Source organism: Craterilacuibacter sp. RT1T (assembly GCF_023502145.1).
Classification (GTDB): Bacteria; Pseudomonadota; Gammaproteobacteria; order Burkholderiales; family Chromobacteriaceae; genus Craterilacuibacter.
In genome coordinates this window covers 15,485-29,315 of the sequence record NZ_JAMFLI010000012.1, presented here as the reverse complement: position 1 = coordinate 29,315, position 13,831 = coordinate 15,485, and the positions used below count along the sequence as shown (strand labels likewise).

The 13,831-nt window shown below is 51.7% G+C and carries 7 protein-coding genes and 1 pseudogene; 3 read left to right on the top strand and 5 right to left on the bottom strand.

Translation table 11 applies throughout. The features are described 5' to 3' along the window. The 3 genes from M3P88_RS14195 to M3P88_RS14185 form a co-directional block, all read right to left on the bottom strand. The gene (locus M3P88_RS14195) at nucleotides 1–2,169 is read right to left on the bottom strand and encodes a TnsB C-terminal domain-containing protein (protein ID WP_249616656.1); all 2,169 of its coding nucleotides are present in this window, start codon (nucleotides 2,167–2,169) and stop codon (nucleotides 1–3) included. Next, nucleotides 2,162–3,037 (bottom strand): TnsA endonuclease N-terminal domain-containing protein, encoded by an 876-nt coding sequence (locus tag M3P88_RS14190; protein WP_249616655.1) that lies wholly within the window; start codon nucleotides 3,035–3,037, stop codon nucleotides 2,162–2,164. The genes M3P88_RS14195 and M3P88_RS14190 overlap by 8 nt, the downstream gene beginning before the upstream one ends. 331 nt (nucleotides 3,038–3,368) lie before the next feature. Next, on the bottom strand, nucleotides 3,369–4,706 hold the full coding sequence (locus tag M3P88_RS14185) for an IS4 family transposase (RefSeq protein WP_283773230.1): 1,338 nt from the start codon (nucleotides 4,704–4,706) through the stop codon (nucleotides 3,369–3,371). Nucleotides 4,707–5,008: 302 nt separating this feature from the next. Between M3P88_RS14185 and M3P88_RS14180 the strand changes: the two genes are divergently transcribed. The 3 genes and pseudogenes from M3P88_RS14180 (at nucleotide 5,009) to M3P88_RS14170 (ending at nucleotide 8,064) form a co-directional block, all read left to right on the top strand. Beyond that, nucleotides 5,009–6,499 carry a DUF8370 family protein gene (locus M3P88_RS14180; RefSeq protein ID WP_249616654.1) on the top strand — a complete coding sequence of 497 codons (1,491 nt, stop codon included), beginning with the start codon at nucleotides 5,009–5,011 and terminating at the stop codon, nucleotides 6,497–6,499. Nucleotides 6,500–7,061: 562 nt separating this feature from the next. Next, nucleotides 7,062–7,184: pseudogene (locus tag M3P88_RS14175) on the top strand (IS3 family transposase); the annotation flags it as partial. A gap of 244 nt (nucleotides 7,185–7,428) precedes the next feature. After that, nucleotides 7,429–8,064: a hypothetical protein gene (locus M3P88_RS14170; RefSeq protein WP_249616653.1), complete on the top strand. Its 636-nt coding sequence runs from the start codon at nucleotides 7,429–7,431 to the stop codon at nucleotides 8,062–8,064. Nucleotides 8,065–8,453: 389 nt separating this feature from the next. Here the strand turns inward: M3P88_RS14170 and M3P88_RS14165 are convergent, their stop codons facing one another. Both M3P88_RS14165 and M3P88_RS14160 read right to left on the bottom strand, forming a co-directional pair. Beyond that, on the bottom strand, nucleotides 8,454–11,558 hold the full coding sequence (locus M3P88_RS14165) for an ATP-binding protein (RefSeq protein WP_249616652.1): 3,105 nt from the start codon (nucleotides 11,556–11,558) through the stop codon (nucleotides 8,454–8,456). A 2-nt stretch (nucleotides 11,559–11,560) separates the two neighbouring features. Further along, on the bottom strand, nucleotides 11,561–13,321 hold the full coding sequence (locus M3P88_RS14160) for a hypothetical protein (protein WP_249616651.1): 1,761 nt from the start codon (nucleotides 13,319–13,321) through the stop codon (nucleotides 11,561–11,563). Between the last annotated feature and the right edge of the window lie 510 nt (nucleotides 13,322–13,831).

Sequence of the window (13,831 nt, the reverse complement as noted above, 5' to 3'; positions counted from 1 at the left end):
TTACCAAATGTCATCAAGAGGGTCTGGAATGGTCGGGCGTACCGGTGTTTGAGCAGTGCCAGACTGGGGTGGGGTGGTGCTATAGGACTCGACTTCTTTGCGAAGACGTTCGGCACGACCGGCTTCCTTTTCGAAGGCTCGATGGCTGGCAATCGAAGCTTTGGCCTGTGCCTTACTCAGACCTTGTCGAGCATCTTTTGTGGCGGCCAGGGCTTGTTGGATGATGTCATCGCATTCTGCATCCAACCGAGCGTTGATCTGCCTTTGCTCGTCCTGTTTCTTTTCTGCGGCGTGATTCAGTATCTGAATCTGATCCCAGATTTCCTCGATGCGCGCCTCTGCAAAGTGTCGTTCATGCTCAACCAGGTGGCAGGGTTCCCATTGCCGGGTTTCCGGGTTCATGATCCAAATTTGCTTTGGGGCATATGGCAAATGGCGAATCTCGATAGTGTCGTACTTACCCTTGGTGCGGACTCTGGCAAACAGCTCTTCACGGCATAGTCGATCGTTGATGTAATGACGACCGCCGAAATAGAGCCCTTTAGGTCTAATTGAGGCCGTGTCTTTAGGCAGTAGAGCCGTCCAGACAGTTTGGGAGTCTTCCTTGCGTGCTCGCCCTGTCTTGTTGGCCAGTCCCCAGTTCCAAACAGCTAATGGCGTAGCATCCAGCAACCCTTCGCCAACCATTTCTGGCGGCAATCTGTCAGCCTTATATCTGGAGTGATTGAACTTGAGGAAGCGCCGGATCAAGATAGCGGTCAGCTGGCGAAGCGTTAGGCACGCATCCAGAGGATTTCCACGCTTGCGGACCTCCCGCTCCCTTTGAACGAGTGCTCCAGGAAGAAACTGCACTGTGCCGGTATTGATCAGATGGAATTGCTGCTCGATGTTCGGTTTCCAGTCAGCCCGCCGCACAGCAGCATTTTCTGGGTCAATCTTTAACGTATTGACCAGTGTGTCAGAGGCTTTGCTAATCATCTCGCCGTTATCACCCAGCAACTTATGTGGGAGGTGATGACATGGCCAATCTTCAGGAGAGATGTCAACGCCAAACGATTTACAGAATTCAACCTTGTCGGTGAAGGCGTTGAACAACGTCAGCCTGGCCCCTTCCCAACTCGGTCCTTCCAGCCCCAAGTGAAAGCCCACGACCATGCCTGAGAAGACATCGACAATGACATATAGAACTGGCCTGCCAATGATCCAGGCACGGTTAAAGACGGACACGAGATAAATGTCCATGATCGTGGCATCAATTTCAAACCGGGCACAGGGACCGAACAGCCGGCTTCGCGATGAGCCGAGAACCCCTCTATAAGCCAAGTTCCACGTTGATGTATCGATCTGTTTCTTGGTAAGGGACAGGTCATAGTCGAGCTGTTTGACCAGGTAGCGAAACTGCCGCAGTGAAGGCTTTTCATGAGCGGCCGGCATGATCGGGACGGTCGTCTTACCATGCTGCTCATAGCCTTTATTGAAGTGTTTCTTGGTTGTATCGTCATAGGCTTTGGTGACGGTTATACCGGGTTTAAGAAACTCAGTTATACCGGCGACCAGGCGTGCTCTCACACTGGCGGCAGCAACCCCAACTTGCCCGGGAGAATCATCAAATTTGAGGCGGCCGGGCTTGCGACCACGTTTACCCATAGTGGGTTTTTGACGGCGCTCGTCCTTATCCCCCTGTGGGCCGCAGAGGTCATAGCAAGGGAGGAGCGCATTGGGCGTACTGCCATAGGCCCAGTATTGATAAAGGATACGGCGAAGCTGACTAGGGGGAACGGTTAGTATTTTCGCGCGATGTGCAATGGCAGAACCGCGGTACGCTTTCAGATAAATCCAGGGGGTCATGGTTTCACTTACGAGCGGTTCGATCATCCCCCAAGATCTATCTCGCATGGCCTTATATCGCTCAGGTAGGGCATCTTCACTAGTCGTCCCAAGTGAGCGTAGTGTTAGTTGCGTTGATTGAATTAACTGCTCGTTGAGAAGTTGCTGCAATCCGCTCAGTTGGAATTCTTGTGGGGCCTTGAGGGGAAATTGGATCTTAATGGCGACCAGCAAGTCATTGCCAGGATCAACCCAGAGAGTGCGGTGCAGACCCTTCAGCGGCGGGTTGTCCAAACCGGGGGATGGCTCGAACAGGGTGTTTTCCAGGAAAATGTCATCCATGGCGAGACTCCGGTTGCTCGCGTGTGAAGCGTTCCTTAGCCGGGCTCGGTTGAGCTGCTTGAAGGGCGCGAACTGGCTGTGTAAGAGAAATCGGTCGACTTAGATCTACTTGGAGGTGATGTGTCCATACGCCGTGGCAGAACAATTGCTGTGCGTCCTCTTGGCCTTCAAGACCGATTTGGTCGGCCACGATCGCCAATAATTGAGAAAGCGGTAGGTTCGCATGATCAAGAGAGATGACTCTCTCCAGAAAGTGCGAAAGCTGAGCTAGGAGTTCTGGTGGCACGCCACGTGCTCCATAACTGAGCCAATGTAAATTGTCGATGATAATGGGATTGAAGGCTTGCTCGGTGACCAGCGTCCATGGCACGTTTAGCGATTGCCATAGGCGTCGTTCAATTTCGAGTTTCTCTAGCGTGCGTTTGCGCCGGCGTCTACTTTCTGTCAATCGCGATGATGGTTTGATGCTGTAGGCGTGGTAGTGGGGGAGGCAAGCTCCATCTAGTCGTGTCAGGACGAAATCAGTAGTCATCACAACCTGTTCATCTTTCTTCCGGTCCCATGGATGACGAACTCCCATCTCCTGAGCAATCTGTAGTGTTAGCTCAATCGGCAGCAAGGGGAACTGCTCACGGATGTCGATGACATCCGGTGCAAAGTCGGCCAGCAAAAAAAACTGGGTTTCCAAATCAGAGAGTAAGTGATAACCCCTGTCGACAGTGTGGCCGGCTGCTCGGGTTTTGCGGCCATGGGATGGCACATCCCTGACCGTGAGCCAATGTTGATATGCCGTTCCTTCCCCCTGTAGTGCGAGAACCAAAGGGGGGCATCTTTGTTCAGCGGTCAGGGCAGCAGATGAAATTTTCATGGCAATAGAGCAAATGAGAAGTGGCGATTTTGAAAGTGATGTCGGGATGGATAGCCGTTCCGTGGAGCGCGAACCTAGGTAAATAGCTGGGTTCCGCGCAGGGCGGCCGGACGATTCAAGCAGGTTTCAAGTCCCGATTACTCTGACTTCTAGCCACACCCAACATGCCTTTGGCAGGTTGATCGAAAGGTAGCCACGCGTGTTTCCTAAGCCAATGCTCCAAGCAGGCTGACCGCAGCTTTGTTTTCCATATTTTCAGATGCGTATCGTTTCCAACATTATAGCGTGTGCAATTTGTAAGAGTGTAGAGGAGACGTTCGAGGGCATTCCGTTACCCATAAGTCCCCTGGAACCGCATCCCGAGAACGCAGGCTGCTATTTTCTGCAGCCCGTTCCATATCGCTTTGACGCCGGGTTCGCCATCTCCTTTGCGGCCAAGGAAGCCGCCCTGTCGGGCAATCATGCGCACCGCCTCACGCAGGGTGGGCGTTTGCTGCGGAACCGGCTTGCGCGCCAAGATCCACGCCGCCTGCCACTCCTCCCGCGATAGCAGGAGTTCGGCATCCCAGTCCGGGCAGGCTCTGCCTAGTCTCATCAACTGTCCGATGCGCCAGGACACCACCAGGTACAGCGCCAGCGCGCGCTCAATGCGCTCCATACTCGCCAGTTGCAAGGATTCGACACGGCAGCCGCTCTTCAGCGTATTGAAGAAGATCTCGATCTCCCAGCGTGCCCGGTACCAGTCGATCAAGGTCGCTGCAGCCTCCAGATCAGGTACATCCCGATTGGTGAGCAACCGCCATTCCAAGCCTTTTACGCCCGGGGGCGGTTCAAGTTCGGTTGCCACAACGGCGCTCACTTCCAGCATCTTGCCGTTAATCGGCAGCTTGACGCGCTGAATGCGAACACTTTGCCGCACGGGGCGAGCCTTCTGGCCATGACGGGACGGCAGATCGAACAGGATCTCGCCGCAAGCTTCCACATGCGCGACCTGATCCCATAAACGCTCGCCTTTCTTGGCCAGCTTACGGTTGTGCTGGCTGCGCAGCAGCCAGTCCGCCGGATGACCCAATGCAGCCGCGCGCTGCATCAGCCCCAACATGTCGCCTTCACGGTCAGCTACATAGACCAGACGGACTTCAGGCAGGGCTTGAGCCTGCTCGGCGACCCGCTCGTAGCCTTCGATCCAGCGTGTACCATCCTTGATGGCGGGTGGTCGACGGCCATCTTTGCCCTTGGGCTCTCGCGCCCACATCCAGGCATCCAGCACGCCAAGCGGCACTCGGTCTGTGGTGACGGACAGCGTGGCATGCAGATACATGCCGCGCTGGGCTTCATAGCTCAACGGGCCAAGCCCTTCGATAGTCTGGCCGTTGAAGTCCAGTTCGGTGGTGTCCTGCAGGCAGAGAACCACCGGTTCGGCACGCATGCGCTCCTGCGTCCGCGCCCAGTGCGGCTCCAGGATGTCTTCCCAGCCGATCTTGTCTTGGGCCAGCAGCCGATAAGCGGCCTTGGTTTCGGCCCAACCGTCACAGGCGTCCGGAATGCTGGCGCTGGGCCGCTCGCTCAGGCTTTCCAGCAACTTTACCACCCGACTATTCAACCGCTGGTCGCCCAGATCGATTCCCGACATCTCCGTCTCCGCCCACGTCACCACATCATCCTTCATTCGTCAGGGCATGATGGTAACGGCTGGTGCGGGACTTGTGGGTAATGGGATGGTTCGAGGGGGGGTAGTAGAACAGAAATTCATAATAAAATGTACTAAGTAGTTTGCCGTCCAAATCGTGGGGCAGGCCAAAAGTGTGGCATAGTGCCGTTAGCTGGCTATCGCGGGTAGAGTATAAATAATAACAATTAATAACAACTCGTGAGCATCCAGAGAACCAAAGGTTCTCCAAAGTAGAGATCAGTTTGAAGATGCCCTTGATGTGCTGAACGCCTACATAAAATAGTGATTTAGGAGTCAAGATGTGTGCAAAAATTTATTTTTCTGATTTCTTTAACGTTGCGCCTGATATTTTGGAGCGGTATGGTGCCTTCAATATATCTCTAATAAATGATCTTCCACTATTTATTGACCCTTTTTTGCTTTTTGATAGCAAAGAAGATAAGTACCAGGCTCTTCATGAGGAAATCATCCGCTACGTGAGGTTTCTACGGGATGTATCTGGGGATGAGTCCATCGCAGTTGGTCTAATAGAAAGCTGGTTTTTATTTCCAGAAGTCAGCCAGAACTGGCTAGGATTTAGTAAGACTGGAAATAAGGGAAGTGGTTTGGGTAAAGACTTCGCGAAAAGTCTTAACAAGAACCTGCATCGGGTATTCAAAAGCTTTGGCCAAGAAACGATCACTAGAGGAAGTCACCTTGAGAAGCTATGCCTGCTTGCCGATGGGGTTGGGCGTGATCATCTCAGTGATTTTACGGCCAATCTGATCAAGGGATATCTGTTGGAGTACACACAGCAGTTTGCTCGTGAGCACATTGACCCTGTACTTCGTAAGACCTTTGCGGTTAAACGGGTCAGTTTCGATTATGAAACACGTAGATGGCACGACGCGCGCTTTGAGCTGCCAGCGCATCAGGGCGACTATATTCTACTGACGCCAAAGAACATGCTGACCAAGGATGAATCTTGGATCAATAGAACGGACCTGCTCGATACCTTTACTGATATTTACCCAGCAGTTCCTGATGAGCAACTTCGTGCACAGGTTCAGGAGCATTTTCTGAAACGACTATCAGAAAAGCCAAAGGGGCAAGAGATTCGTGAAGCGGCCTCGGCAACAGTTGAGCAGTTTCCTGAAGTGTTGGATTATTACATTCGCATGAAGGAAGAATCGGCAGATGAGGCTCATCTAGTCAGTAATCTAAAGGTGCGGGACACAGAGGAACAATTTATCGATCAAGTTCAGCAATTGGTTGGTAATCACCTAGAAGGTACCGAATTTTATAATCTTGGTGATAGCTTTGAGGAGTCTTTACGGCGTGTTCACTTCCTCAAGAAAGTCATTGAGGATAATGATGGATATAGGCTGTTTTATGTAAAGGGTAAGCCAGTTCAGCGCGAGGCTGATTTGCAAATAATGTACCGGTTGACGTGGTATGCTACAATTTTTGACGTTAATCGTGAGGTCAATAATGGTCGTGGCCCCGTTGACTTTAAAGTTTCAAAAGGTAATGCAGATAAAACATTAGTTGAGTTCAAACTCGCGTCAAACAGTAAGCTTAAACAGAATCTTAAGCACCAAGTTGATGTGTATGAGGCAGCCAACGACACATCCAAGTCGATCAAGGCAATCTTGCATTTTTCCTTATCTGAATACCGCAGAGTTCAAGAAATTCTAAAGGATCTTGGATTGCTGGCACGCAGAGATGTTGTCCTGATTGATGCAAGCGTAGAGAGCAAAGTGTCCGCTTCTAATGTTACTGATCAAAATCAAACGGATTTGGATTTCTGAGAGTGAGCGTTCCATCAAGGATTTAATGGTTAGATATAAAGTTGAGCCCATCTGTAGGTCTCGAAGTTTGACGTAAGCAATCTGCCTGCTTGCGGGCTTTATGCTGAGAGTGGAAAGCGAGCACCCTGATCGAGGAAAACGATAGCTTTCGGTACGTTGTTGCCACTTGGCTTTAGGGGTATGATAATGACATTCGCTAGGGGTGTTTATGGTTTTTGAATTCATGCCGGTGTTGTTATGAGTTATTGGCATGGATATTCAAGGTTCTCCCATAACCCTGTCGAGCTTGGCTGCAGCATATCTCCAAGGCTGTAGCTTCCTCTTCGCCATACCAGACACTAAAGCAATTAGAGGGTGCTAATCCAATGTACGTCCACCGTGCTATCGAATGGGGCTATCTCAACAGTGGGGTGCACGACTCCCAATGAGACCATGAGTTCGATCGCGCCACTGTACGCACAATAGTTGAATCGGTCACAGCTTTGGATGAAGCATTAGTCGTGCTACTCAACCGTTAACTCAAGGTAAGAAATCGATCCACGTGACATGTTTCTTAGTCACCCGCCGTGACCTCTTCGATTACATCGGTATACTCTACAACCCGAATCGCTGGAATGGTTTTGCAAATGAGTTTTCGCCGGTAGAGTATGAAAGGAAGTATTTCCAACAGCCACGGAGTGTCTAGAGAAGCTGGGGGCGATTCAGATTTTTCTGGATTTACCTATGGAAACCTTTGGCATGCCCACCCTAGCGAGGTAGGTCATGTAAAAAAGATAAAAATTAACAGGAAGATATATTTGGGGTGTATTTAATGAAGCTTTGCAGTAAATTTTACTCTCAAGCCGATCCCTACTTTTTAAATGCCTGTTAAAATTTCAAACAAATGGTTTGTCTGTTAATACAATGTACTGCAAGTTGGAAAATAAATTGTGAGAAAATTATTATTTATAATATCAGTTTTTATGATTTTTAATGTGGCTGCCCATGCAGATGGGGGGCAAAGCAATGCCCCATCTGTGAGCCTATCCTCCCCTAATAACAACAATGTAACCATTTCTATCACTAAAGATAAAGATAGAAATGAGGTAGACGATAAAACATGGGTTGACATTATATCTGCCATTGGGTCGCTAGGTAGTTTTGCTGTTGCTTTTGTTGCTGTAGTTTATACATACTTCCAGTACAAAAATAACAAGAAAGAAAATAGAAGATCTCAAGCATATCAAAATTACTCATTATTCCTGCAGTTGGCATTTGATAATCCAAAATTTTCCAATCCAACGGAGAATTTAATGTGTAATTCAATTGATGAAGATTCGAATATTGCTAAAGAAGAAATTTCTGCAGCCAAGAATGAGAATCTAAAGTACAAGTACTTTGTTGCAAATATGCTTTTTGCATTTGAGCAAATTTTTCTGGTGATTGGTAACGAACCGGATTGGCAGGCTGTAATGCGAGACCATCTTCTTCGGCATAAAAGTTACTTGAGTAATTCAAAGTCTATCCAGAATGGGCATTGGAATGTGAATTTCCGTGATTTTATTAAATCAACCATTCAGGAGTGAAAATTTGAAGATAATAAACTCTGAGTAGGCTTATGAAACAGTTATCGGAAACTTAATCAATGGGATGGACTCCTCCCTCCTGATACGGACATCAATGTCCCAGACTGTAAGTGTCAACAAACCAGTCAACAGAAATGAGGAGTCCACCATGAATAGTATGCGCATTGATTTGCTCTCTTGAGGCCTTACCAATCAAAAGTCGAGAGAAGTCCATCTCGGACCTCATTTCGACTAACCGAGCGGTCTGACTTAGAGATTCAGGGCTTCAAGGTAGGTGAGTCGGAACTCGCGGGGAGTCCGGTCGTCACAGTGAGCTGTGTGGCCTGAATTTATTGCAATCCTGCGCGCTAGCGCTCGACCTTATCTCGCGTATCTTCCAACAATAGAAACTAATGCACGCCACGTACCAAGTCAATTCGCTTGAAGTCGTCGCCGAGGAAACCGAACTTGCGGGTAAACAGCGAGGCAACTCTTGCATCCGCCGTCGCGAAAAACACTTGTTTCTTCGACATCACGGCGAGGTCACGCAGGTAATCAAGGAACGAAAGTGCGTTTAGGTCGTCGACATGAGCCACTGGGTCGTCAATCAAAATGACTGGCGGAGCTTTTGCTGCCGTCCGATTCACTGCCAGAAATACTGAAAGTGCAAACGCAGCGCGCTGGCCAGTACTTACCTTATCGAGCGACCAATCCTCTTGGTCTTCCTTAGATCGGAGTAGTACACCGTTGCTGCCTACGTACTCATACTCACTTGGCGAGTGAATTCGAACAAATGCTTCGTTTATTTCTTGCCCGATGGCCTTCAGAGACTTGGCTGTTGCACTTTCCAGAGAGAGCTCGGAGCTCAACTTGCTCAACGTCGTCGAGGCCGCCTGGAGATTTAAACTCCGCATCTGATACTTGCGAGTAAGTTCCTCCTGGTTTTTAATGCCACTCTGAAGTCGAGAGATATCTGCCGACGCTGTTTGCTCGCGGGTCGTGGCCTCAACTGCCTTGGTCAGCGCTCTAAGTGTGCCAGCGAATGTTGCTTCGACATCCGATAGTTTTGTCTCGTTACCGACGTCAAAGTAATGAAGCAGTTCATCGCGCTGTCTTTCAAGTGCAAGCGTCTCTTGCTGCAGCTGGGAAAATGCCACCAAACCTGCTGACATCGATGTTTGGGTGCGCCAGCGGCCATCAAATAGTGGTGTCATATGCTGAGAAATACGTTCCAACAGCAGCTCGCTTTGCACACGAAGTGAGGGGATTTGTTCACGTGTCTGCGCTGCCGAGCTCAGATACGTGTTGCTTTGAGCTTCTACAGCAGCGACATCGTATGGATTCTGGGTCAACGTTGGGACAGTAGTTGCTGATGAGAGTAAGGCATTCTGCTCGTTGTCCGACATTCCGGCTTGATGCAGTCTGTTCAACGCTTCGGATGCGGATTGCATGTTCGCCTTTGCTTCTTCGAAGTCGCGGCGAGCTTGAGAGAAAGCCTCCACAATTTCATTGCAAGTTTGAGTGAGCGGCAGCGACAATTGAAGGGCAATCTGCTGTAGTTGCTCCAGAAACGCCTTCCAGGCCAGCCATCCCTTATGCCTCTCTCTTGCAGCGCTGAGTTTTTCCGATAGTTCAGTCAACTCGGCTGGATGTGCCAATTCCGCGGTGATTCGCTCAATGTGCGCTGCCAGCGCTGCTTCACCATGAACTGTTTTGCAGACTGGGCAAGTAGTCGCAGGTGCTCCGCCTTTCAAGGCAGCCAGCACGGCGGTTTTTAGCTCTTGAGCGGTCCGGGCTCGTGCAGTAGCTGCTTGCCCAAACGAAGCACTCAATTGTTCGAGAGAGGTGATCTCGCTTGAAGCTGATTGAATGCCCTGAATCGCACCATTAAGTGCGTCTACCAGGCGGATGTATTTGTATGCTTGGTCCACTGGTAGCACTTCGAAGTTTGTTAACGCGCCGATTCTGCTGCCGGCGGCAGTTACCAAATTACGACAACGAAGGTATTCGTCACGAATAGGTGCGTATCGGACTCGAACGTACTCAGCCCAACGAACTAGGTTTTTTGCCCAAGCATCAAAGTTACCTGCCTGACTCTCTATCTCCGCAATTTGCGTATGGAGAGCCTTTGCTTGGGTATCAAGCGACTCAACTGCCCTGCGCGCCTCATCGATGGTTCGGCTACGCGCGCCAAGTGACGCCAGCGTCGTCAGCCCCGGGCCGGCCGCAAGCAATGCTTGCAATGCGGAATATGCGGTTTGTATGGGTTTCGCCTCATCCGCTGAAGCGAACGGTGCCGACGGCAGAATACCCCGATAACCAATCAGCGGAAGGCTTGCCCGAAACGCTTCGCTGAGTGCTTTGGCTTCCGATGGACGTTCTTGCAACTCTTTGAGTTTTGTCTGCAGGTCTTTGAACGTTTTCTGCGCGTCTTGAACTTTGAGAAGAGCGCGCTCGGCTGCTGTCTGAACTTCAGGCGCCAGCTTGTCGACGTAAGACCAAACTTGCGACGCATCCGAGCCAACAATCAGCCGGCTGAGATCCTCTGGTAGCTCCTGAGGGTTCAGGTCGGCAGCCACGCGAAATGCGGCATCGGTGTCTAGGAAGTTGTACCTGCCGAAGCCATTCAATAGTCCTACTGAGTTTTTCTCCTCGCGGTTGTACCAATGCAAACACCTCGCTCGGAGCCGGGCGGGTTTGGTCGTCGCCTGAAGTTCTTTGTTGCTATCCCAGAGTTTTCCGTACACCTTGGCCGTGTCGTCGGTTTGTGCGCGCCGGTTTTGGCCGCAGTAAAAGAACTCAATGGCCTCTAGGAGCGAAGTTTTCCCGGTTCCGTTTGGTCCGGTGATGAGCGTTACTTGGCCGAAGTCAAAGGTGGCTTTGCCGTCGTGCACGGGGCGAAAGCTTTCAACCCTCAGGCTCGACAGCCATTTCTCGTGTAAATGTTTGTCATCATCATGCAGGATGGGTGACTTTTTCTGTGCTGGCGCGCGCTCAGATTGACCGGAACTGATTCGTTCAACCATCTCCGTTCGCGCAGGGCGGTCGAGGATGCCATCAATGTGCGCTTCAGCGAGGAGCTTGCCCCACTCCCCGACTATGTCGAATTCCTGCGAGTCCGCACTGGGAGTGAAGTATTGAGCTGCCCCAAGCACTGAGGCAAGCTCGTCCTCAGACACGACCCGCTTTCTGGCGAAGTCCTCGTCAGCCTCAATCACTGCCTTCGCGCGCTGGAAGTCAGGCTGCTCGATGGACTTCGGGCCGGCGACGATGTAGATATAGTTGTTCCATCGAAGGTTGCCAGGCAAGTTGAAGTAGTCCTCGCCAAGGACGCGCTCTTGGAACTCACGCAGGCCCTCCGCGCGGCCGACAACATCATCCGCAAGGTCCACATAGGCCACCGCGAAGCACTTGCCTTGGTGCAGGCGCTCGCCGCGGACGACGGCCTCCTCTACGTCTTGGACCCCTCCCAGCAGCTGGGCGACTTTTTGTCGTGCAGTTTCGAGTACTTGCATAGTCATCCCCGGGCGAAAGAGGTTGGACTCTTGCCATCATCGGCGATATGAGTCAGCTGTTTGATTTCTGGGAATACGGGGCCGGCTAGAGTGAGGTAGCAAACCGCGACACGATGCCGGCGGCCTGGCTTGTTCTCACGATGGAGCAAGCCGTATGCCGCGTCGCAGGCGTTCTCTATTCGCCTTTGGTCCGGCTGGAGGCCTAGGAACGCGACGTGTGCAGGCTCAACGCCGTCCTTGATGACGTTCGTGTGCGGAGACTGCTTCGACCAATAGACGGAGGCTCCTCCACCGCTCAGGTTGCGGATTTGAAGGGGAAGCTGCGCGGTTGCCAGAATCTCGTGCAATAGCGACACGTTCCGCAGTTGCCTATGCCTTGCCGCATCTGAATCCTCGTTGCGCTCTAAGCGTACCGTGAGTCGCTTGGTGACCTCGTCATCACTCATGCTGAGAGACTTCAAAGTGCCGGCGGCATGCCAGTCGTCCGCACCCGAGGTGAGACCGCAGGAGATAGCGACGGCCCGCTCAACTCGAAGTTTGCTATCGTCCTTGGACAGGGCGGTGAAAGCCGTAGTGACCTTCGCATCGCACGCGAACAGCTGTGCGAGTCCGGCATCTGCGCATGCGGTCGTGGCGACCCAGCCACCTGCGTCATCCCAGACGTAGCGGCCCTCGAGCTTGGGGCCGCAGGAAACAGCGTGGACCTGCAGACCCGTGTGCACTACCTTTGGAACGCTGAACTCGAAGACCGCTGGCGCGTTGTGGAAATGGAGGACATGCCTGCTGCGCCGATGCCACGAGTAGTAGAGACCATTGTGTTCGTTCTGTTCCACCAGTGCATCGTCTGAGGAAGCTCGGTCATGCGGCAGGTACCACGCCGAACCAGCTTCGTTTTCCCACTTGTGTTCCTTACCGCCTTCCTGCTCAAGGAAAATGATGTCCTCGGCCCAGTTGAGGCACACGATGTCGCAGTTGCTGGTCCGCTCGTGACGGCGGAAGGTGTCCACCCGGTACTTCAGGTAGTCGGTGTTACGCGGCTTTGGGTTCAACTGAATGTGGAGGAGCGTCGCATCCTCAGTGAGCTGCAGCAGGACGTCGCTGTTCTCCGTAATGTTGAAGGCGTCAGAGCAGATAATAGACGCGAGCGCAAGTCGATTCGTTGGTCCACGGAACTGATAGATATGCTTCCCAGTGCGCAGAACACCGTTCTCGAAGTACTCAGGGTCTTTCGATGAGATGGTCTTGAACTGGATGAGGACGACGCGCTGCTCTTCTCCCGTCGCCTTGTTTTTGGAGAGAAAACAGTACGCTACCGGGTCGAAGTAGTTGCCCTGAGCCGGAGCTGCTTCGTCGTTCTCATAGAACACGCGACACTTTCCTGTGCTCTCTGCATTGGCCTTGAACTCGGCCAGCTGTGCGGGTGTCATGCTCTCGCAGCCAAGCACCCAAACTGCATCAGCAGCAGGGAAATTGTCTCCCAGCACGCACTTAAGAAGCGTCTTGATGGGGAGGTAGTATTCGGGCGTGACGACGAGATGGTGACCCCGCTTAGTGGCCATTTCAAGCAGTGCGGACGCTTGCCGGTCCGCAAATTCCAAGTCAGCCGGACCGATTCGGATCGTGTTACCGACGAACGAGCCCGCCGGCTGAAACAGCAACGCGCGATAACTCTGCTCGGTAGCCGCCAAGACCTCTAGCGTCGGATTCGACAGCCCCTGCGCGTCCAGAAAATCACCGACGTCAATTATGCAATCAACATTCACCTATAGACCCCCTTATTGTTTCCATTTCCGCTTTTCAGACATCGTATCAATTCATTACAGTCTCATGGGGCTTTGTGAATGGAATGGACGCCTCCTACTAAGAGTGGGAGTGTACTAAATTTTGTGTAAACAGACATTTGGCAGGAAACTGCTACCTAGACTGGAGACACAATGAGCTCGAAAAAGCACGTCGTAAGCGCATCTCGGTGCTGACATGTTTCATGGGTGCATGTACGGCTGGGGCGATTCAACCAGTCCCTCAAGCAATAAGGTCAGCGTTTCTTCGATCGGATTGCTCAGTTATGGAGTTTCCGAGGCTCGGGATTGAGGATGAAATCCAGATACGACTTTGGCTCCATCTGTACTTGGCTGACATGGCGTCGCCCGCCGTTGATCTGAAGGTCCGGGCGCTGGGGGCCGAGCCAGTTATGTGGAATTCCTGATCGGAGAAGAAAGCTGGAGATATCGATTGACTGCAGGGCGAGTGCCTCACAATAGTCGACCATATCA

Bases quoted from the DNA above. Each gene is read 5' to 3' on its own strand.
- M3P88_RS14195 (WP_249616656.1), bottom strand. From the start codon at position 2,169: ATGGATGACATTTTCCTGGAAAACACCCTGTTCGAGCCATCCCCCGGT.
- M3P88_RS14190 (WP_249616655.1), bottom strand. From the start codon at position 3,037: ATGAAAATTTCATCTGCTGCCCTGACCGCTGAACAAAGATGCCCCCCT.
- M3P88_RS14180 (WP_249616654.1), top strand. From the start codon at position 5,009: ATGTGTGCAAAAATTTATTTTTCTGATTTCTTTAACGTTGCGCCTGAT.
- M3P88_RS14165 (WP_249616652.1), bottom strand. From the start codon at position 11,558: ATGCAAGTACTCGAAACTGCACGACAAAAAGTCGCCCAGCTGCTGGGA.
- M3P88_RS14185 (WP_283773230.1), bottom strand. From the start codon at position 4,706: ATGAAGGATGATGTGGTGACGTGGGCGGAGACGGAGATGTCGGGAATC.